Raw genomic sequence first — 19,465 nt, forward strand, 5'->3', positions numbered from 1 at the left:
GTGCGCCTCCCTTCATCCGGCAATCAGGAACAGGTCTTCGGCGTTGACGCCGCAACGGATCCGGCTCTTGTCCGGATGCGGCTCCAGTCCGCAGCCGGCCAGGGCTTGCTCGACGGCTGCCATCGCTTCGCGGGCCTGGTCCTCGTCTAGGCAGAACAGCACGTAGTTGTCGGCGAACCGCACCACCCGGTAGCCGGTCAGGGCCGCGTCCGCGCGGGAGAGCCGCAGGTTGATCAGCGTCGGTGCCAGCGCGGTCCCGGGCACGATCGGGTACGGCAGTGGCTCCAGCACCCTGCAGAAGTGATCGAGGAAGGTCCCATCGGCGACGTGCTCGGCCAGCCAGGCGGTGACCTCATCGGCACTGGACCCGGCGGAGGTCTGGCGCACGTCCAGGTCCGCCACCCACCGGTACCCGTCCCGCAGGTGGCGGTCGGCGTCCCGCAGCGCGGTGATCCGGTTACGGCCGACCCGATAGCCGGACACCCAGTCGGCGAACGCCCGTGCCTCCAGGACCGGTTCGATGGCGTTGCGCATCGCCCGCTGCACCACCCGATCGCTGACGGTCGGGATCACCGCCGTGAACACCTTTCCGGTGTAGGCAGTGATCTCCACCTCCCGCACCGGGCTGGGCCGCCAGGTGCCGGCGCGCAGCTGCTCGGCGAGCTCGCGAAGCCGGTGGGGCATACCGATGCGGAACTGCGCCCAGGACATCCCGTCCGCGCCGGGCGCACCGCCCCGGCGCATACAGGCGTGGGCCGCCCGCTTGAGGTGCTTGGGCTCCACGAGGAACGACATCAGCGAATGGGCGCGCGCAGCCCCGGAGTTGGGTATGCTGGGCACTGCCCGAGTGGCGGGCAGGCTCCCGCTCCCCCTTCTACACGCTTGGCCGCTAACCAACACGCGCGGCTCCGGGGAACGGGAAGGACCGCCCCACTCGGGCTTCTTGCTGTCACCGGCCACGCTGGTTCTCCCAGATCAACACGTGCAGACGGGTGCTGAGATTCCAGCCGCGGGCCAGCACGGCATCGGCCAGCTCCCGCATCCCCTCGATCACCGCGCCGCTACTCGTCCCCTCCGGCATCACCCACACATCAGTGAGAGCGAACTCGGCTGCCACAGAGGCGACTTCGTCCAGCTCGGCAACGCGGCTGACGACGAACTTGAACCGGGCCTTGCCGGACGCCTCCAGCGCCCGAAGCACGGCCCCGTTGATGGGCTGGTCGCCCAGGGCCGCGAACCCGGCCAGCTTCGGGGAAACGTTGAACGCCTCGACCAGGTCCACCAGCTCCGGCAGCGGGACGATCGTCCCGTTGGTCTCGATCTCGACCCTCCGGTCCGGCAGCAACTGGAGCAGCCGCAGCAGCTCGGCCTGCTGGAGCAGCGGCTCGCCACCAGAAACGATCACCCGCTGCACCGTGCACGCCGCCACCCAGGCCGCCAGGTCCTCGACGCTGTGCCGGGTGGCGACCTCGCTCGGCTTGAACCTCGCCCAGTCCCACGTCTCCGGGGTGTCGCACTTCGGGCAGTGCAGGTTGCAGCGCGAGAGCCGCACGAACAGTGCCTGCCGACCGGTTGACGGGCCCTCGCCCTGGAATGTGGGACCGAAGGTCTCCGCGATCAGCAATCCTCGGCCAGCCGGCATCGCCTGGACGGTCGCATTCACCGGGCAACCTCGAACTGCGCCCAGCTAGTCGCGGTCTCGGACACCCGCACCGACACCAGACGGCCAGGCAGGCCGGGCTCGACATGCTCGACGAACCAGCCGGCCAGGTGGGCGGCCAGGTTCTCCGAGGTCGGCACGACCTCGGGCAGCACCTCGTTGAGGACCTGGTGGTCCAGGGTGCTGTCGATCATCTTCTTGACCGGTGCCAGGTCCCCGAAGTCGGCGACGAACCCGGGCCCCGTCAGCCGGTCCGCGGTCAGGACGAACTCCACCGTGTAGGAGTGGCCGTGCAACCGACCACACTGGTGCCCCTCGGGCAGGCCCGGCAGGTAATGCGCGGCCTCGAACCGGAACTGCTTGCCGATCCGGTGCTCGCCGATCACCGCGCTCACTGGTCCACCCCCTGGCCGGCGGAGGCGTAGACGGTGGGGTCACTGATTCCCGCCAGCGCGAACGCCTCGATCCGCTCGGTGCACGTTCCGCAGGTCCCGCAGTGGATCTCGCCGCCCTTATAGCAGGACCAGGTGTCCTCAAACGGCACGCATAACTGCCGTCCGGCTTCCACGATGTCCGCCTTCGTCAGGTCGATGAACGGCGCCAGCAGCTCGAACCCCTCCCCCAGGAACCCCTCGTTCCCCGCCCGCGTGACCGCCTCGAACTGGTCGAAGAAGCTGGTGCGGCAGTCGGGGTAGATCGCGTGGTCCCCGCTGTGCGCACCGAACGCGACGGCGTCCGCGCCGGCAACGATGGCCGCGGCGACCGCGACGGACAGCATGATCGTGTTGCGGTTCGGCACGACGGTGCTGCGCATGGCCATGGCGGTGTAGTGACCGTCCGGGACCGGCACGCCCAGGTCGGTAAGGGCCGAGCCGGTCAGCAGTCGGCCCAGCCCGCTCAAGTCCACGACCTCGTGCCGGGAGTCGAGGTGCCTGGCGATCCGCGCGGCGTACTCCAGCTCGGTGCGGTGCCGCTGCCCGTAGTCGAAGCTCAGCAGGGTGAGCTCGCTTCCCCGGTCGGCGAGCCAGTAGGCCACGGTGGTGCTGTCGAGCCCGCCAGACGCGATCACTACGGCGTGGCGCGGTGCTTGTCCTGTCATCTCCATACTTTCGGTAGTCCTCCGCGGTGGAGGGTGGAGTGAGTCGTCTCCGGGCAAGAGCCGGAGCGTGTTGGTCAGTTGATCTCGGAGGAAAGCACCAGGCCGTCGATGACCTTCGGTGCCGCTGGCACGAGCCTGGGGCTGGTGGAGAGCAGCCGGGCGAGGGCCGCATCGACGCAGGCGCTGCGGACGCGGTGCAACCGAATGGCCGGCGCCGCGCCCTGCAACCGGCCCGCCGCTCTCAGGTGCTCCACACAGGCGGCGAGGACTTCACCGACCAACCCCTCCGGGCCGGTGGTGGGCAGGGAGGCGTTCAGCTCGGCGTAGCACTCCGCCAGTTCTTCGGGGCCGGGATCGTCGAGAGGGTCCTGGCCGGTCCACCAGCACAGCTCAGCCGCTAGATAGAGCAGAGCACGCTCGTATCCGAAGCGGGGAACCTTGCCCAAGGTCACCGGCACGTCCCAGCGCAAGGCCACGGTCCCGAAAACCTGCAAGGCATGGATGCGACCCGTGACTTCACTGGACGGGTGAGCAGTAGCCGCGGGCAGCGGCGGTTGGACATCAGCAGTCACTGGGCGGCCCTCGGCAGGTTGGAGCAGGCGCGGGAGTCCGAACCGCCAATCGGCGCGAGAGGTTGGCCGTTCGGCGTTCGGAGAGGCTGGTTCCTTGGCGACGATCGGACGAGGTCCGACGCGCCTAAGCGGCGTAACGCTCCGCGACCCCGCGGAACGATCGGACACGGCGAAGCCCGCGCCGGGCCGCAGCGCGTATGCTCCCGGCCGACTGCTTGCGGCTCGCGCCGCTGTGCGCATCGACCCCGGACAGCACCTCGCCGCAACCGACAGGGTGCGTCATCTCCTGGATCTGCACTCGGAGTTCGAACCACACTGACCACCCAGTGGTGTCACCGTCGGCATTGGTCCGCGATCCCCACCCGACTCCGTCGGAGTACCCCCTGACCACCGCGAGGCCGCGCCCCCCGGTCGCCCACAAGTCCTCCACCGCCTCCTTCATCGTCGGAGAAAGGCGGCCCCCGTCCGTCACAGTGACTCGAAGCCGGTTCTGATCGCTGTCGAGATCACCTTCGACCACCAGCACCCTGGCGTCACCGGGTGGCTGGTCGAGGAATCCGTGCTCGATCCCGTTCGCGATGACCTCGGAGAAGCAGACCCGGAGCGCGTACAGCCGGTCCTCGTCCAGTGCGATGCCGGCCACCTGGGTGACCATGCGGATCAGGTCGTTGCGAGCGACTCCCACCGAGGCGTATCGCACCGGGACCTCGAACTCCAGAAGGCGGTGCACTGCGAAACCTCCATTGCGTATTGAGGCAGCGGCGGCCCACGAACTGCGACAATGCAGCGGCGACCGGACCGGTTGCCTCATTGACCGTGAGGTGCGGAGATCACAGAGTGCCGCTCGCTGGCATTCAGAACCACATCATTCACCCCAGCATTTGAATTGCCGTCAGGGTGACGGACCATCATTGATCGATCATTTCGACATCACTTCGAGCGGTGAGCTACTGCTGGACATCGCTTGGTGGTAGGCACGTAGTGGCGTGAGCAGTCCGGTGCCAACAGGAGACAGCGGAGGTCGAGATGGCTCAGGTGACACTGCTGAAGGTCCGGATCGACCAGCGTGGGATGCAGTTCCCCGAGTTCGAGAGGGAGTATCGACAGGTGGCCGCCGCGCTGCTGGCGGAGACCGGCGATCGCGCCTTCAGGGGTGTCACGGTGTCCTCGCTGACCTACTCGCGTTGGAGGGACGGTCAGACCGGTCGCCCCAGGAATCCGGCCCCGGCGATCCTGGAGCGGATGTTCGATGAGCCGATCTCCGCCCTCCTCTCACCATGGTCCGGCGAGCGGGTGGCCGGGCCATCCGAACAGATGCCCGACGAAAGCGATCTTCGCATGACTGCTCGCGATGCCCACTCGCACGCCACCGAGGCCGCTGCGCAGGTGCTTCCCGACCTGAGCTTGGACCAAGTCGAGGACGACTTGGTCCGGCTCATTCGCTCAACTGACTCCACTCCGCCGCATCAGGTCTACAGCCAGGGCAAAGAGCTGCTGGGGTTGGCCAAGATCATGCTCGACCGCACGCAGGTGCTCAGCCAGCGTCGGCGGCTATACATCCTCGCCGGCGAAGCCTCCGCACTTCTGGCCACCAGCGCGTTCGACCTGGGATCGCTGCCCGTCGCCGTCGAGTTGGTTCGCGCATCTGCTCTCTACGGCCAGGTGTCCGAGCATGACGCCCTACAGGCATACTCCTACGGCTACCTCGCCGTCCTCGCATACTGGAGCGGGAACCCCTCGGTCGCGGTGCAGCACGTCGAGAAGGCTCAGCGGTTCGGCGGTGTCGGCGCCACCGGCCAGACGCGATTGGCCGCCATTGCCGCCCGTGCCTACGCGCACCTCGGCCGGGCCGCCGATGCTCAGCAGGCCATACTGGCCAGCCTGCAGGACCGCGGTACGACACGGGACGACGTCCACGACGACATCGGCGGCGAGTTCGACTTCCCGCTCGACCGGGTGACCATGTCGAACAGCACGACGCTGCTCCTGCTCCGCGACGGCGAAGGCGCCGAGCAGTCGGCGCGCCGGTCACTGGATCTGATCACCCAAGGCGCCCCGACCACCACCCCGCGCGTCGTTGCCGCACAGGCCCGTACCGACCTGGCGATGGCGCTGCTGCTTCGTCGACAGCTGGATGAAGCAGCCGACGAACTCCGGCCAGTCCTTGCGCTCCCTCGGGAGTGGCGTGGCGCCGGGCTGATCGACCGAATCAATTCAGTTCGAGCTGAACTGGTTTCGCCGGTTTACAACGGCACCCCGGCAGCGGCGGCGCTGGCCGAGCAAGTCGAGGGTTTCACCGCAGTAGCCGCGACACGGCTCCTGGGCACGGGGGTGACGCGGTTCGCCATCGGTGGACCTACATCGAGCTGACCTGCGCCAGGATCGCGTTCTCCTTCTCCGCTGCGATGCCGTGCAGGTCCCAACGTCGGTGCTGTACTGGCAAGTTGCCTTGGCGCAGCCATTCCCATGTGTCGGCAACCGTCTCCGCAAGCGGTCGGCTCACGAAGCCGGCCGCGCAGGCGGATGCGGCGTCAATGTTCCAAACGCCTGGGTGGGTGCGCCACAGCGGGATCTCGCTCCACTGGCGGACACCGCTGTGCAGCAGCAGTTCGTCGGGCACCCAGACGAGCCTTCCCGTGCTCCCCGTGACGTCGAGGCACGCCTGGAGGAAGCTCCCCATGGTGTCCCGACCTATCGGCGCGGTCACGTTGTGCAATTGGTGGCCGTCCGCCTGGGTCTGTTCGAGTGCGAAGGCGGCTACGTCTCGAACATCAACGGGTTGGATGGTCTTGGCCGGATCACCCGGCGCCAGGATCCGTCCGCCTCGCTGGGCCCTGCGTAGCCACCACGGCAGGCGTCCAACGTACTCACCGGGACCAAGGATTACGCCAGGGCGGAGGATCGTCACTCGCTCCGGTTCGAAGGCACGGAGAGTTGCCCGCTCGGTGCCGGCTTTCAGCCTTCCGTAGCGCAAGTTCGCCCCGGTCCAGCCCGCCGGCATCTGGCCGTACTCATCGCTGCCGTCCGGCAGGCTGTCGAGAATGGGCGATTCCACGGTAAGCGGCTCGTTGGGCCACCCCTCGTACACGGACACGGTGGAGACGTACACATAGCGGCCGCTGACGGGCGCCAATGCCTGGGCGCCGGCGAGGACCGTTCGCGTGGAGAGCTCCGAGGCAGACGTGTCGACCACGGCGTCCCACGGCCCTTCACCTGCGAGCCGTGCCAGATCCTCCACGCTCTCCCGGTCGCCGTGGACTGCTCTTGCTCCGGACACCGGCAAGCCGGAGCGACCGCGGGTGAAAGTGGTCACCTCCCACCCTCGCGTGAGGGCATCTGCAACGACTGCTTGGCCAAGGAACCAGGTACCGCCCAGTACGAGAATCCGCATGCCCGTGATCCTGCCGTCTTCGATGTGTGCTGCGCTACCTCGTCCTGCGGGCGCCGTCCCTGACGGCCGGGACGGCAGCCGGCTGGCGTGTCTGGTACATCGCAGGTAGGCCGGTACGAACGTGGTCATTAGGATGCTCTGCTTCCAGATGCAGTCCAGTTGACTCGCGACTGTCAGCTATCGATGTCGTCGAAGATGCTTCTCCCGTATGGCATGTCGCGGGTTGGACTTCCTTCATGGGGTTGGTGGCCGGTGCGTGGGGGTGTGTCTGGGTCTTCGTATGCTGACGTGACCATCTCTTCTACCTCGACTAGCGCCTGCTCGAAGGCGGACGCCGCGACGGGATCGATGCTCTCGAACGCCTCACGGTAGGTCGTGAGCTCGGTCTCCAGGGCTGAGTAGAACGCTGCAGGGTCGTCTGTCTCCATCCAGCTACCTCGCCAGGAGTCGAGGGTCCAAGCGAGGTCCGGCACGAGCTTCTCCTTGACGCGCTGAAGGAGTCGATGCCTTTCGTCATCAGAGAGGATCTCCTGCCACTCTGGACGGCGCAGCCAAGCAGCATCGGGCGTCTCGACGGCTAGTTCTGCCACCGCTTCCAGGACGCGCTTTCGTTCCTGCGCGCCGAGAAGGTGAGCCCGGTGGAGACGGGCAAGGACCTTGGGTTCGTGCCTGGAGTCGAGGAAGGAACCGAGGCGGGTCATGCGAGGGATGAAGTCAGGGTCCTTCTCGATGTAGTGCTTCAAGAAGGTATCTGAGCAGCGGGTGGCGAAGAAGTTGCACCACATCAGCTGAACGGCCCATTCCCTGGAGAGCTGGGGCTGAATGAGGCGCAGGCGGTCAGCGACGGCTGGGTAGAGCGTCGTCGGCACTCGGATGAGAGTGCCGCGCTGATCGTCGCCGCCGCAGTCGAGCCTGGTCAGTGCGGCTTCCCAGTCCAAGCCCGACAGATAGATACCGAGGAGGTTCGGGTCGGCCGCCATGAATTCAGCAAACCCCTCCTGCAGAGTGGGGTGGCGGAAGGACCAGCCCTGACCTGTGTCTTCCCCGAGCGGGGCGGCCAGTCGGAGGAAGGTGCCAGTAAGTGCTTGCAGCGCTCGGCTCACACCGGCAGGTGTGCTGCCCAGGCGAGTGATGATCGCCTCCTGTACTGGGCCGAGCGAGAGCGGAGCCGGCAACTGATTCCCTGCCTGGTAAGTCAGTGCGAGCGCGGTCTTCTCATCGGGGCCGAGCTGGGCGTAGATGGTGCGCAGGAACTCGGTGGGGTGGCCCATGAAGTGGGAGATGCCGGGCCCACTCAACTTCAGGCGACGGGTGAATGCTCGTTGGCCCAGACGCCTGGCGACTTCTGGGTGGAACGGTTCCTGGGCAGCAGCCGCCTCCAGATGGGGCTTCAACTTTGCTCGGACTGCTGGTGATTGGTCGCCGAGGCTGATGTGGTTGTAGAGGATTTGGCGGCGTTCCTCCAAGGGCAGCTGCGCAACGTCGACGACGACCTGCTGCTCATGAAGAAGGGGGTAGGCGTACTCCTTCAGGTACGGGCGCGCATCGCGGTAGATGTAGTCGCGAGAGGTGAGGACGACTTTGGCTCCGCCGTGAACCGCGGTCATGACCTGGCGCATGTGGCGTGACCAACTGTCGGTGAGCTGAGGCTCGTGGCGCACAGCGCCGAAGGCATCATCGATCCAGAAGAACTGGTTCGACTCCTGGGGGTTCCAGTGCCGTACGAGGTCCTCGGCGTTGTGAGCGTTGATCGTCAGGCAACCCCACGAGTCCAGGGCCGTCATGGCCAGCGTCGCAGCGATCACCGACTTCCCGACTGCGGGCTCGCCGAGCAGCAGAACGAACCCGTGGTCCTGAACAGCACGAACAGCGTGGCGGTATGCGTCGGTGACGACGAACGTAGCCAGGTCTTCCTGCAGATAACCGAGCAACGACTGCGCCTGGACGTAGGCGCGTTCGTCGAGGATCTGAGAGAGATCACCGAGTCCGTAGACGCGGGGGACGAAGGTGCGCAGGCGCTGGCTGCCGGCGATGGTGTCGCACACCCACTGGCCGTCAAGGACCAGAGGATGGAGGACGCCCGCCTGGAGCAGCCGCTCGCGGATGGTGGCTTCGGAGGTGCCGCTGACTCGCGCGTTGGTCAGCAGGACGTAGCTCGTGCACAGCCCCCTCCGCACCAGCGCTTGGGCCTTGTCGAACTCGTCATCGAGGTCCGATGGCGAGAGCGTGGCGTCAGCCTTCTTGGTGTGCTTGCACTGCAGGACGAACGGTCCGACGGGCAGGTCCTGAACGCCAGTCGTGTCCGCTGGCTGCTGCCACGTGCCGTAGAACGCGCCGTCCCGTCCACCGTCGTTGGAGTCCGCAAATGAGTGGACTGACTGCCCCCACACCTCGCGCAGCACTACCGCGCACAGGTCCTGGAAGGCACGCCAACCCAGAGTGTGCAAGGCGAAGTCCGGGGAGCCGGGTGCTGCCACGGTGCCGGGGCGTGAGGTGTTTAACAAAGAGACTCGCCCTCATCGCGGAAGCGCTGACCGAGGTATTCGGCAAAGGCGTCATCGTCGTAGTGCGGTTCGGTGAGCTCTGGCTCGAAGTGGCTGCCGTCCGGATCGAGTCCTTCAGAGTGCCGGATGACCTCGGCCAGGAACCGCTTCGCTTCGCGCAGGAGGGTGGGGTCGTCCAGCCAGAGGCCGAACTCGAGGTTGCTGCGTGAGCTGGTGGTGCCGTTGGCACTGCCCAACCACAGGCGTACTGGGCGGAAACCGATCACGTCGGCAGCACCGCCGAGCGGGTCTTCGTCGTGCCACCACAACTCGCCGAGCAGGACCATCTTGGTGTGAAGGATGGGTACCAGATCCTTGCCGTCCTTGCGGTAGCCGATCGTACGCAGGGTTGGTACTCGCGGACTGGGCAGATGGGTGCCGGGGCCAACGACGGGGGCCTGCCCATTTTCGCGGAAGTACATGCCCGACAACTCGGGCAATGCCCCGGCGGGGAAGCCAGGACCCTGCTCGGCCAACAACTTGAGCTTGTCGAGCCGAGCCTGCTGGTACTTACCCCGCTGCTGCTTGGTGATGACGACGCATGAGGCCGGAAACGCAGAGATCCGATCCAGGAGTTCTTGGTCGTCCAGCCACATGAAGCCGCCCAACATCGCGGGGCCCAGGCTGCGCGGTCCGTGTCGCTGTCCCGATAGGTAGCCGTCGATACCGCCAACCAGGCCATTCAGCACATTTCGGCCGAAGTACGCGCGAAGCCCCTCCTTCGACCCGAAGGGGACCGAGCCGTCGAAGTGCGAAGGAAACGATCCGGTAACCAATGCTGCTCCGTGCTCTTTGAAGGGAGGACACCGGTATGGGCTCTTGCACCAAGCAGACCACCGTGCCCCCGGACTTTCCTGTCGCCTGAGTCATTGTCAGCACATCCACCGGGCTGCTCTGGCGTGTGGGAGTGAGGGACTTTATCAAGCATGGGTGGGGTAGGTGGGACGTTCGCGTACTCTGCTCCACCCCGACCTGGTCGACGGCTGTCTCGATTCTGGATGGCGTCGAGCGCGTCCTTCTCTCGCGGCATGATCTCCCGGCCCGGCCGGCCTTCGGGGAAGCGCAGGTCTGAACGTCAGGGCAGGGCCAGCAAACGGATACGGGAAATCGGACCTGCACCACCGGGATGCCGTGCGAGGAAAGTCGAGACCGCCAGCCGCCGACCTGGCCGGGACAAGTCATGCGCTTGGCCTCCCAGCCCACGGTGAACGCCTCGCTGGTGAACCTGCCGAACGACTGCACGGCTTTGTGCGTCGACCAGGTGCACGGCGGGCAGCCGGTCGCGAGGCTGATCGCTGCCGTTGAGGATCACGAACACTGGCGACCAACGCCTCGTCAGTGCTGCCTCGGGCTTGGGCATCTCGCGGATCGTGGCGTAGCCGTGGACCAGCCGGGCCTGACTCCACGCCCAGTCGTTCAGTAGCGCAAGATCGCCCGGCCCCTTCGGCGCCTGGCCCACAGACGAGGGCCGCGGCGGCGGTGGGCGCCCGGCTGGCTTCACGCCGTCATACCGGCAATCGGGGGACGACGGGTTGTCGCACTGGATATCGTTTCCGCCACCGCGGGCAGCCTCTCCGGTCCAGCGTGAGGCACACGGCTGCCTGCCAGGCGCCGAAGCCACACACGCGCTTGACCGAGGTTCGAGCCCGCGCGTCTGCCGCCGGGAGGAACCGCCGATGTACCGCCGACCTGTGCCTGTCCTGTTAGTGCTGTCCGCGGCGACCGTCCTGGCGGGCTGCAGCAGCTCGCACTCCGCCGTCCCCAGCACAACCACACAGGCCGGCACCGTCTCCGACGCACCTGCGGGCGGCACAAGCGGTGCTGCGAGTTCGCCGGTGCAGGTGCCCGGCACCGTGGGTTTCCTCAACACCGACTCCGGTACGGTCTCCTACCTGCAGTGGCAGGCAGACGGCAGGGGCGAGTTCAGCGGCACCGCCCTGCAGGCCGCGGCCAACGGAACACCGCCCGACGAGACCGTGAAGCCCGCGACCAGCCCGATCAGCGGCCAGGTCAACGGCAGCGCGGTCACACTCGACATCGCCGACCGCACCGATCAGGGCGTCCTGACGGGCGGCAACCTCACGGTCAACGTGATCCAGCAGGACGGCAGCATCCGGTCCATCACCTACCACCAGGCGAGCGCCACCGACTACAACACCGCCTTGTCCCAGCTGCAGCAGACGGTCAGCAGCGCCGACGCGCAGGAGAAGCAGCAGCAGTCCCAGGCTAGCCTCCAGACCAGCGCCCAGCAGGCCCTCAGCACCCTGCAAGCGGACAACAACGCGTTCACGAACGCGAAGGCGGTCCGGGCCGACCTCGACAAGGCGAACTCCGACCTGCAGCAAGAGCGCCGGGACATCGGGAACGGCAACGGCGACAACTGCTACAACATCCAAGTCACGGTTGACTACGACGCGAGCACGAACGTCGGCTACGACGTGACCACCGCGGCCTCCTACGACGTGGGCCGCGAGCAAAGCGCCCTCACCTCGGCAAGGTCCGACATCCAGGCCGTCCAGCGTGCAGAGGCCGCACTGAACACTGCCGGGCTTCCGGCGACGCCCGGGGCCAGCGACGCGATCACCACCGCCCAGCAGCACGACACCGAGGCCGTCACCACGACGAACAGCGCAATCGACAGCCTCAACAGCGACCTTGCGACCGCGTACAGCATCGCGAAATCCGCCGGCACCGGTTCGTGCGCCGGGGACGGGCCGGGCAGCCCGCCTGCCGGGCTCTCGCACATCTCCTGACCATCGCCCCAAGAGCACCCCACCCCGCCCCACCGCCCGGACGACGGTGGGGCGGGGTGGGGCTGCCCAACCTCGTCGGGTAGCCCCATCCCGCCAGTGAGTCAGAAGCGTCGGCGCAGGAGGAGCGCCAGAGCACGGCGGGCGTCCCGGCGCCGCTGGGGCTTGCGGGCAAGGACCGACACGGCGGTGAGCGTGAGCACCGCAATGGTCTGGACGGTGCGGGTGATGCCGGCGAGCGCGGCACCGGAGGCGAGCAGGGCGGGCAGCGTGTTCATGGCTGCGTCCTCCTTGGCGGTGATGCCCCGGCGCCTGTCGCCGGGTGCACCAGGAAGGTCCAACGTCCGGTGGGTTTCCGGCGAAGTCCCGCATCAGATCCCAGCGGTGACTACGCTGGTCAACGCGGTACGACGGGTTTTCCGGAGGTTTCCGGTCCGTGGACACAGGGGTGGAGGAGGGGGCGTGGCCCAGGTCGGCCCTGCGCTTCAGAGGTTCAGCTCGACCCTGAGGGCGCTGTACGAAGCTGCCGGCAAGCCCATCCAGAGCACCGTGTTCAGCAAGACCGGCGTCCCGGACTCGACCCTGTCCGGCTGGATGCACACGGTCAACGCGCCGTCGAAGGCCACGACCGAGCGGTTCTTCGTACTGATCGAGTACCTCGATGCCGAGGCGGTCAATCAGGAGAAGAAGCAGCAGAAGGGGCCGAGCCCGGCTCGGCTGCCTAGGCCGGTATGGGAGGGCCTGCTGCGGGCGGTGCAGGCCGAGCGCAGCGGCAAGGGCGGTCGACCACCACGTGCGTCCGGCGTCGTCACGCGGTCCTCGGCCCGCTTGGCGGCGAACGCGGCCGGTCCGGTGGAACGGGACCGGGCCCTGCGCGAGCAGGACGCCTGGGTCAAGGAACACGTACTACCAGACGTCCTGATCGACCGTGAGGAGGAGTTCGCGGAACTGCGGGCGTTCTGCGCCCCGCTGGATGCCGAGGTCCGGTCTCCGTATGCGTGGTGGCAGGCCGCGCCGTGGGCCGGGAAGACAGCCTTGCTCGCGGAGTTCGTGGTGCGCGGCGCACCACAGCAGATCGAGGTCGTGAGCCACTTCATCTACTCGTACCCGGCCTTGCTCGACCGCGCGGGCGACCTTGAGCGGCTGGCCCGACTCGTTCTCGACCCGCTCCGTCAGCTCGAACTGCTTCGCCGCTCGTCGGCCGATGCCGCGCTCGCCCAGCTGGAGCTGACGCGGCGACGGATCACGCGAAGCGCGAGCGAGGTCGATCTCGGAACCCTGGCGGCGCTGGGAGCCTCCCGGGACATGCTCAGCGAAGGCGCCGACGCGCTGCCGCCGAGCCTGGCGGAGGCGCTCGCCCGACTGGGCCACGTGCCACGAGCGCTGCAGGTCGCCCGTGCCGCCGCCAGTCCCGCCGACAGGGCGCGCCGGCTCGCCGCGCTGGCCGGGGTTCTGGCCGAGTCCGACCAGGAGAGCGCAGTGTACGCCGCGCAGGAGGCCGCGACGCTGGCCCTCCAGGCCCGCAGCGAAGCCGATAGCGGGGACGAGTACGACGCCGAGGTCGCCGCGGGCGAGGCCGCGGTGGCCCTGATCTCGGCCAGCCGGGACCAGGACGAGCTCGACCTGCTGGCAACCCTGTCTCCACCGCCATGGTCCGGGGACGACACGCTGCCGTGCGTCATGCGCTCCAAGGCCTCGCTCGCCATCCGGACTCGCTCAGCCGACCTCGCGGAGGACCTGCTCGACCAGGCGGAACGCAGCATCGAGCAGATCGACCATCCGGCCGATCCAGCGTCTCCGATCACAGCATGGGCTGCGATCGCCGCAGCCGCGAGCCCGGCACGCGCGGCCGCGATGTACGCCCGCATCGGTGAGCACGCCACCTCGGAACTGCCACCTCTCCTCTCCGGCTACGTGCGTGCCACCGCGGCCTCGGTGCTCGCCGACGCCCGCCGCGAAGAAGCCGCCCAGCTTGCCCGGCAGGCGGCCCAGCTCATCGAGGAGACACTGGCCAGCTCGGAGCCGTCGACGGGGGAACGGCCCGACCTCTTCGAGCTGGAAATCGCACTGACCAGCTCCACGCAGGCGCTGATCGACACCGGCCAGACGGAACATGCCCGCTCCCTCATTGCCTCGGTTCCGCCGACCGTGCGAAGCGGCCTGGGGGGCAACGACATCCGCTCGAAAGCTCTCGCCGCGCTCAACGGCCCGCAGACCACGTCGGCCGAGACAGCCGCCCAACAGGCCGTGGAGATGGCCCGGCAGGGCAGAACCGAGGAGGCCGAGCGTCGACTTCAGGAGGCCATCGACGCGCCGCCGGCATCGAGTCTCAACCCGCGGGAGGCCCAACTGGACGTCCTCGCCTGGGCACTGGCCGCAGTGAGCCGACTCGCCGACGCCGAACTGCTGGCTGTAAGCCTGGGGGACCTACCGCAAGGAGTCCGCGCACTGGCGGGCATCGCGATCGAGGCGGCAGCCGCAGGACACCTTCCCGAAGCCCGCCGACTGGCCCACGAGGCAGCTGACCGCTCACGACGACTGGAAGGCGCCGGCAACTTCTCCCCCTTCGCCGGCGCTCCGGGTCACCAGGTAGCCGCAGCTCAAGCAGCGGCCGCTGAGGCGCTCGCCTGCGCCGGGGAGCGGGACGCCGCGCTGGCGCTTGCCTACGACCTCACCCAGACCAGTTATTCCGCCGGGTCCCGGGCGTTGATTGGTGTCGCCGCCGGCCTCCGCCTCCACGACGCGGCCAGTTCCGTCAAGCTCGTGGACCGGGCACTGGAGCGCCTAGTCTCTGACGCCACGCAAGGAACTGGGGTGATCTGCAAGTTGGCGGAGCTTCTGACCGCCATCGCCAATGCCGACCAGGCATGCGCGGCCCGGATCGAGCAAACGATCGATCAGAGAACCTCAGCTCAGGAACTGGCCGCCCTGGAGTTGGAAGAGCTCTTGGTGATCTGCCTCCTGAAGGCCCGCAGCGAGCGGGAGCCCGCCATGGAGCTGCTGGCCAAGCTGGAGCGGTCGGCGGCGAGTGCCCCTCCCGGGCACTTTGAACCAGGAGCCTTCGCGATCGCCCGGGCCGTGTTCGAGGACTTCGACGGAGCCCGGCGAGCCGCCCTCGACCACCACAATCCGATCGCCAGGGCCAGCGGGTTCGCCGCTGTGGCCGACTACCTGACCTGGACAGCGCCAGGGTTCCGCCCGCTGTGGCACTCGCCCAGGATTATCCTCGTGCACGTCCTCCACTCCCTCGCGCTGCTCATCGCGCCTCCTAGCACGGATGCCACGGCGGAGTACGCAGCCAGCTTCGTTCGGGCAGCCCTGGAAGACGACGGGTGGTTTCACGCTCTCCCAGCGCTGGCACGCATCGCTCCGGAGGCGGTAGAGCGCATCAACGACATCGTGTTCATCCATCGGGGTTTGACCAGGCTGGACGACATCGCCGCCCCGGACGCGGGAGCGTAGCCGCCGCTGATTGAGCCGGTAGGCGGCAGGAGTCACGCGGGCAGTCGTGCTGATGTCGTCCCCGTCTATCTCCTGATCAGCAGCCGATCACTTCAGTCTGTAGGTCACGCGCACAGCTCATGCGCCGTTCGTCCCTTGATGACTCCCTGGCCCTCAATTGCTTCGCCGGAACGGGCAACGCCAAGCAACAGCAACAGGTCCGCGGTCACCACGCGGTAGGCACCGCCGAGACGGAGGACCTTGGCGGGGTACGTGCCAGCCTTCGCGAGCGCGTATCCAGTAGACCGGCCGATCCCCAGCGCTCGATTGGCCGTGTCGAGGTCGATCGCCACCGGAAGGGCGAGTAGTTCGGTTGCGCTCATTCCGCCGGACGTAGGTGTCGCCATGACACCCTCCTGTTCTCAAATCGTGCACTGGCGATGCCGTCATTTTGTATCACGGAGTTGCAGCAGCACTTTTTGGTGCCTTAAAGTGCACTCATGACACCAGAGCAATGGTCATCGACCTCCACCGCCCGGGTAGCACAGACCATGCGAGCAGCTCGAAAGGCCGCTGGCCTCACAATGTCGGCCGTCGCGGACGGGTGCGCCGACCGTGGCCTGCCGGAGATCACCGACCAAACGATCAAGAACCTGGAGTCGGGCCGCCGGAGCACCATCACGCTGACCGACTTCACCGTCCTGGCGGACGTGTTGGGGGTGCCGCCGGTCTTCCTACTGTTTCCCCTCGGCGCCGCGGAGACGGTCGAGGTTCTACCCGGCCGCGTGGTCTCTGCCTGGGACGCAGTGGCGTGGTTCACCGGGGAGACACCGACTGCAGACCCCTCACCACCGGGGAGCGCTCGCGAAGTGCTGGACACCTTCCGGGCACACGCCGACCTGGTCGCCGCTGCCAGAGCATCAGCAACGCTAGCGACGGAACGCCGCCGGACAGCCAGCACCACGCCAGCCCCGGATCGCAAGGCCACTCTTCTGGAACTGGCCGCCGGCTATGAGGAGTACTCAGAAACCGACCGCAAGGAGCTGGCCTCCTTCCGGACGCGGATGCGTGAGCGGGGACTCGTCCCACCCGCTCTCCCCGACGACCTCTCGGCCGTCGACCATGCCGAGGACGACTCACACGAAGCCAAGGACTGAAGCAAGTACATGAAAGAACCCATACGCAAGATCACCCACAAGGACGGGAGCGTCCGCTATCGCCTGGTCGTCGACATCGGCGTCAGCCCCGAAGGAAAGCGCAAGCAGCTCACCCGGACCTTCAAGACCAAGAAGGAGGCCCTGGCCGAGCTTTCCCGCATTCGTCACGAGCTCGGCAGCGGATCGTTCGTGGCTCCGAGCAAGATGACCCTGAACGAACTGCTGGACATCTGGCTCAAGAGCGCAACGCGCGACGTCGAAGAAGGGACCGCGTCCAACTACGAGAGCGCAATGGTCCCGGTGCGCACCCACAGCGGCGAGAAGGAGCTCCAGAGCCTCACCGAGGAGGGCATCGAGGCGTTGGTCGACTGGATGCTGACGAGCGGTCGGCGCCGCGGCGGAAAGCCCGGGACCGGACTCGGCATCAGGAGCGTGCGGCTCGCACTGGGCCGCCTTCGAGCCGCCCTGAACCTCGCCGTGCGTCGCGGTCTGGTGGTGCGCAACGTCGCCCAGCACGTGACGATCTCACGCGAAGCCAAGAAGAAGGCGGAGGCGGCCAAGCCCAAGAGCGTCCCGTGGGACGAGACCGAGGTCAAGGCCTTCCTCGCGGCAATCAAGGGTCACCGCCTTTACGCGGCCATGATGCTGGCGCTCATCGCCGAGCGCCCCGCGGAGGTCTGCGGCGCCCGCTGGGACGAAGACGTCGACCTCGACGGTGCGGGCACGATCGCCGTCCAGAACACGCGCACCATCGTCTACGACCGCGCATTGGAGAAAGGAAGCCGGAACAAGGTCGTCGAGAAGGACACCAAAACCGAGGCCGGAAAGCGCACCCTCCCACTGCCGGCCCCCGCCCACAAGGCACTCAAGGCATTCAAGGCAATCCAGTCAGCCGAGAAACTCGCCGCTGGAACGGCCTATGCCGACAGTGGATACGTTCTCGTGGACGAGCTCGGGAAGCCCCTCAAGACGGACAAGCTCCGCCGGGAGGCGTACAAACTCATGGAGGCCGCCGGCGTCCGAAGGGTCCGCCTCTACGACGCCCGCCACGCCACCCTCTCCTGGATGGCCAACAACGGCGTCCCTGACACAGTGGTGTCCGCCTGGGCCGGTCACACGGACCTCAGCTTCACGAAGCGGGTCTATGTCCACCCGGACCCGCAGAGTCTGAGGGCCGGCTCGGAGAAGCTGGGCGAGCTGCTCGGCTGACCATGATCATTACCGATGTGAGAAGTTGTGAGAGGCAGGCCCAGAAAACGATCAAGGGCCCTGCTTCACTCTCGTGAAACAAGGCCCTGACCTGCGACAATGGAGCGAACTCCAGTCGGGACGACAGGATTTGAACCTGCGACCCCTTGACCCCCAGTCAAGTGCGCTACCAAGCTGCGCCACGTCCCGTGGTCTCGCCGCCGATCAGCCTTGGCTGATCTGCTTTGCGACCTTCGCACCGATCTCTCGGCGACGTGGAAAACAATACAGCACGGTGGGGGGTGCTCGCTGCCAGGTATGGGTGCAGGTCAGTCAGGGGGTCGGGTGGCGGGCGTCGTAGCGGAGGAAGGCGGGGCGGCGGGCGGCGAGGAGGAGGACGCAGGCGAGGCAGGCCAGGCCGCCGGTGATCACGGAGGTGACGGGCGAGGTCAGGGCGGCGACGGTGCCGGACTCGAAATCGCCGAGGCGGGGGCCTCCGGCGACCACCACGATGAAGATGCCCTGGAGGCGGCCGCGCATCTCATCGGGGGCGGCCACCTGCATCATGGTGTTGCGGAAGATCATGCTCACGGTGTCCGCGCAGCCCGCGACGGCGAGCAGCAGCAGGCCGACCCAGAGGTGGCCGGCGGTGAGGCCGAAGCCGGCGATGGACAGGCCCCAGGCGGCGACGGCGGCCAGGACGGCCAGGCCGTGGCGGTGGACATGGGAGATCCAGCCGGAGAACAGGGCGCCGCTGAGGGCGCCGACGGCGGGGGCGGCGACCAGCAGGCCGACCGTGCCGGCGTGGCCGCCGTAGCTGGAGGCGGCGAGGGCGGGGAACAGCGAACGGGGCAGGCCGAAGATCATCGCGGCGAGGTCGGCCAGGAAGCTGGTGCGCAGGTTGGGCTGCTCGCGCAGGAAGCGCAGGCCGTCCAGGACGGACGCCCGGGCTCCGGGGGTGCCGGTCGGGCGGAGTTCGGGGAGTCGCCACATCGCGTAGAGCACGGCGGCGAAGGCGACGGTGTCGGTCAGGTAGGCGGCCTGGGCGCCGTAGGAGGCGATCAGCAGGCCGCCGAGCATCGGGCCGACCGTCATGCCGAGGTTCATGCTGACCGTGTTGAGCGCGTTGGCGGCGGGCAGCTGCTCCGGCGGCAGCAGGCGGGGGATCATCGCGGACCGGGCCGGGCCGGAGATGGCGAAGAATCCGCCTTGCAGGGCAACGGCGGCGTAGAGCACGCCGACCTGGTGCAGGCCCAGCAGTGCCTGGGCGGACAGCACGGCGGAGACGGCGGCGAGTCCGGCCGAGCCGATGAGGCCGAGTTTGCGCCGGTCGACCCGATCGGCGACGGCTCCGCCGTAGAGGCCGAAGCCGACCAGGGGGATCAGCGAGCAGAGGCCGACCACGCCGGTGGCGAAGGCCGAGCTGGTGAGCGCGTAGACCTGGACGGCGACCGCGACGGCGGTCATCTGCTGGCCGATCGAGGAGACCGACTGGCCGAACCAGACCCGCCGGTAGTCGGCGCTGGAGCGCAACGGGGTCAGGTCGGCGAGAACCCGGCGGCGCGGGGTCGCGGGCGGGGGCTCCAGGGTGGCATTGGTTGGATGATTGGTCGACACAGCGACCTATCGTCGCCTGAACGGCCCACCCTGGAGTAGTCGGGGTA

The 19,465-nt window shown here is 67.7% G+C and carries 17 protein-coding genes and 1 tRNA gene; 5 read left to right on the forward strand and 13 right to left on the reverse strand.

The genetic code is table 11. From position 1 onward, the window contains the following. Positions 1–12: 12 nt before the first annotated feature. The 6 genes from P3T35_RS30715 to P3T35_RS30740 form a co-directional block, all read right to left on the reverse strand. Positions 13–795 carry a reverse transcriptase domain-containing protein gene (locus P3T35_RS30715; RefSeq protein WP_101382961.1) on the reverse strand — a complete coding sequence of 261 codons (783 nt, stop codon included), beginning with the start codon at positions 793–795 and terminating at the stop codon, positions 13–15. 154 nt (positions 796–949) lie between these two features. Further along, on the reverse strand, positions 950–1,642 hold the full coding sequence (locus tag P3T35_RS30720) for a 7-carboxy-7-deazaguanine synthase QueE (protein WP_101385376.1): 693 nt from the start codon (positions 1,640–1,642) through the stop codon (positions 950–952). A 17-nt stretch (positions 1,643–1,659) separates the two neighbouring features. Next, complete coding sequence (locus tag P3T35_RS30725) at positions 1,660–2,055, reverse strand: 6-carboxytetrahydropterin synthase (RefSeq protein WP_280708616.1); 396 nt, start codon at positions 2,053–2,055, stop codon at positions 1,660–1,662. Next, on the reverse strand, positions 2,052–2,759 hold the full coding sequence (queC, locus tag P3T35_RS30730; protein WP_280708618.1) for a 7-cyano-7-deazaguanine synthase QueC: 708 nt from the start codon (positions 2,757–2,759) through the stop codon (positions 2,052–2,054). The genes P3T35_RS30725 and queC overlap by 4 nt, the downstream gene beginning before the upstream one ends. Positions 2,760–2,833: 74 nt before the next feature. Then, a complete protein-coding gene (locus P3T35_RS30735) occupies positions 2,834–3,253 on the reverse strand; it encodes a hypothetical protein (RefSeq protein ID WP_101382959.1) in 420 nt (139 codons plus the stop codon). A 202-nt stretch (positions 3,254–3,455) separates the two neighbouring features. Next, positions 3,456–3,986, reverse strand: a complete 531-nt coding sequence (locus P3T35_RS30740) for an ATP-binding protein (RefSeq protein WP_180356658.1) — start codon at positions 3,984–3,986, stop codon at positions 3,456–3,458. Positions 3,987–4,357: 371 nt separating this feature from the next. Between P3T35_RS30740 and P3T35_RS30745 the strand changes: the two genes are divergently transcribed. Next, on the forward strand, positions 4,358–5,701 hold the full coding sequence (locus P3T35_RS30745) for a hypothetical protein (RefSeq protein WP_101382957.1): 1,344 nt from the start codon (positions 4,358–4,360) through the stop codon (positions 5,699–5,701). On the opposite strand, the gene P3T35_RS30750 is transcribed toward P3T35_RS30745, so the two are convergent. From P3T35_RS30750 to P3T35_RS30760, 3 genes are all read right to left on the reverse strand, one after another. After that, positions 5,688–6,722 (reverse strand): NAD-dependent epimerase/dehydratase family protein, encoded by a 1,035-nt coding sequence (locus tag P3T35_RS30750; protein ID WP_101382956.1) that lies wholly within the window; start codon positions 6,720–6,722, stop codon positions 5,688–5,690. The genes P3T35_RS30745 and P3T35_RS30750 overlap by 14 nt on opposite strands. A gap of 173 nt (positions 6,723–6,895) precedes the next feature. Beyond that, positions 6,896–9,199, reverse strand: coding sequence for a hypothetical protein (locus P3T35_RS30755; protein WP_143676941.1), 2,304 nt, complete (start codon positions 9,197–9,199; stop codon positions 6,896–6,898). A 20-nt stretch (positions 9,200–9,219) separates the two neighbouring features. Beyond that, positions 9,220–10,041, reverse strand: coding sequence for a hypothetical protein (locus tag P3T35_RS30760; RefSeq protein WP_143676940.1), 822 nt, complete (start codon positions 10,039–10,041; stop codon positions 9,220–9,222). Positions 10,042–10,941: 900 nt separating this feature from the next. Between P3T35_RS30760 and P3T35_RS30765 the strand changes: the two genes are divergently transcribed. After that, positions 10,942–12,018 (forward strand): hypothetical protein, encoded by a 1,077-nt coding sequence (locus P3T35_RS30765; RefSeq protein ID WP_143676939.1) that lies wholly within the window; start codon positions 10,942–10,944, stop codon positions 12,016–12,018. 101 nt (positions 12,019–12,119) lie between these two features. Here the strand turns inward: P3T35_RS30765 and P3T35_RS30770 are convergent, their stop codons facing one another. Next, the gene (locus tag P3T35_RS30770; RefSeq protein WP_180356657.1) at positions 12,120–12,293 is read right to left on the reverse strand and encodes a hypothetical protein; all 174 of its coding nucleotides are present in this window, start codon (positions 12,291–12,293) and stop codon (positions 12,120–12,122) included. A gap of 184 nt (positions 12,294–12,477) precedes the next feature. Between P3T35_RS30770 and P3T35_RS30775 the strand changes: the two genes are divergently transcribed. Next, a complete protein-coding gene (locus P3T35_RS30775; protein ID WP_101382952.1) occupies positions 12,478–15,477 on the forward strand; it encodes a hypothetical protein in 3,000 nt (999 codons plus the stop codon). Positions 15,478–15,581: 104 nt separating this feature from the next. Here P3T35_RS30775 and P3T35_RS30780 read toward each other — a convergent pair whose 3' ends face one another. Further along, complete coding sequence (locus tag P3T35_RS30780; protein ID WP_280708627.1) at positions 15,582–15,863, reverse strand: hypothetical protein; 282 nt, start codon at positions 15,861–15,863, stop codon at positions 15,582–15,584. Positions 15,864–15,956: 93 nt separating this feature from the next. On the opposite strand from P3T35_RS30780, the gene P3T35_RS30785 reads away from it, so the two are divergent. Together P3T35_RS30785 and P3T35_RS30790 are read left to right on the forward strand one after the other, a co-directional pair. Further along, on the forward strand, positions 15,957–16,613 hold the full coding sequence (locus P3T35_RS30785) for a helix-turn-helix transcriptional regulator (protein WP_101382951.1): 657 nt from the start codon (positions 15,957–15,959) through the stop codon (positions 16,611–16,613). 9 nt (positions 16,614–16,622) lie between these two features. Then, positions 16,623–17,822, forward strand: coding sequence for a tyrosine-type recombinase/integrase (locus P3T35_RS30790; RefSeq protein ID WP_101382950.1), 1,200 nt, complete (start codon positions 16,623–16,625; stop codon positions 17,820–17,822). 115 nt (positions 17,823–17,937) lie between these two features. Here the strand turns inward: P3T35_RS30790 and P3T35_RS30795 are convergent. Both P3T35_RS30795 and P3T35_RS30800 read right to left on the reverse strand, forming a co-directional pair. Next, a tRNA-Pro gene (locus P3T35_RS30795) sits at positions 17,938–18,011 on the reverse strand. 123 nt (positions 18,012–18,134) lie between these two features. Beyond that, on the reverse strand, positions 18,135–19,418 hold the full coding sequence (locus tag P3T35_RS30800; RefSeq protein ID WP_280708629.1) for an MFS transporter: 1,284 nt from the start codon (positions 19,416–19,418) through the stop codon (positions 18,135–18,137). Between the last annotated feature and the right edge of the window lie 47 nt (positions 19,419–19,465).

The organism is Kitasatospora sp. GP30 (assembly GCF_029892145.1).
GTDB classification, from domain to species: domain Bacteria; phylum Actinomycetota; class Actinomycetes; order Streptomycetales; family Streptomycetaceae; genus Kitasatospora; species Kitasatospora acidiphila.

What these genes read in the sequence shown, in the direction of transcription:
- P3T35_RS30770 (WP_180356657.1), bottom strand. Translation starts at nt 12,293, where the DNA reads ATGAACACGCTGCCCGCCCTGCTCGCCTCCGGTGCCGCGCTCGCCGGC.
- P3T35_RS30750 (WP_101382956.1), bottom strand. Translation starts at nt 6,722, where the DNA reads ATGCGGATTCTCGTACTGGGCGGTACCTGGTTCCTTGGCCAAGCAGTC.
- P3T35_RS30785 (WP_101382951.1), top strand. Translation starts at nt 15,957, where the DNA reads ATGACACCAGAGCAATGGTCATCGACCTCCACCGCCCGGGTAGCACAG.
- P3T35_RS30765 (WP_143676939.1), top strand. Translation starts at nt 10,942, where the DNA reads ATGTACCGCCGACCTGTGCCTGTCCTGTTAGTGCTGTCCGCGGCGACC.
- P3T35_RS30745 (WP_101382957.1), top strand. Translation starts at nt 4,358, where the DNA reads ATGGCTCAGGTGACACTGCTGAAGGTCCGGATCGACCAGCGTGGGATG.
- queC (WP_280708618.1), bottom strand. Translation starts at nt 2,759, where the DNA reads ATGACAGGACAAGCACCGCGCCACGCCGTAGTGATCGCGTCTGGCGGG.
- P3T35_RS30715 (WP_101382961.1), bottom strand. Translation starts at nt 795, where the DNA reads ATGTCGTTCCTCGTGGAGCCCAAGCACCTCAAGCGGGCGGCCCACGCC.
- P3T35_RS30790 (WP_101382950.1), top strand. Translation starts at nt 16,623, where the DNA reads ATGAAAGAACCCATACGCAAGATCACCCACAAGGACGGGAGCGTCCGC.
- P3T35_RS30720 (WP_101385376.1), bottom strand. Translation starts at nt 1,642, where the DNA reads ATGCCGGCTGGCCGAGGATTGCTGATCGCGGAGACCTTCGGTCCCACA.
- P3T35_RS30780 (WP_280708627.1), bottom strand. Translation starts at nt 15,863, where the DNA reads ATGGCGACACCTACGTCCGGCGGAATGAGCGCAACCGAACTACTCGCC.
- P3T35_RS30740 (WP_180356658.1), bottom strand. Translation starts at nt 3,986, where the DNA reads ATGGTCACCCAGGTGGCCGGCATCGCACTGGACGAGGACCGGCTGTAC.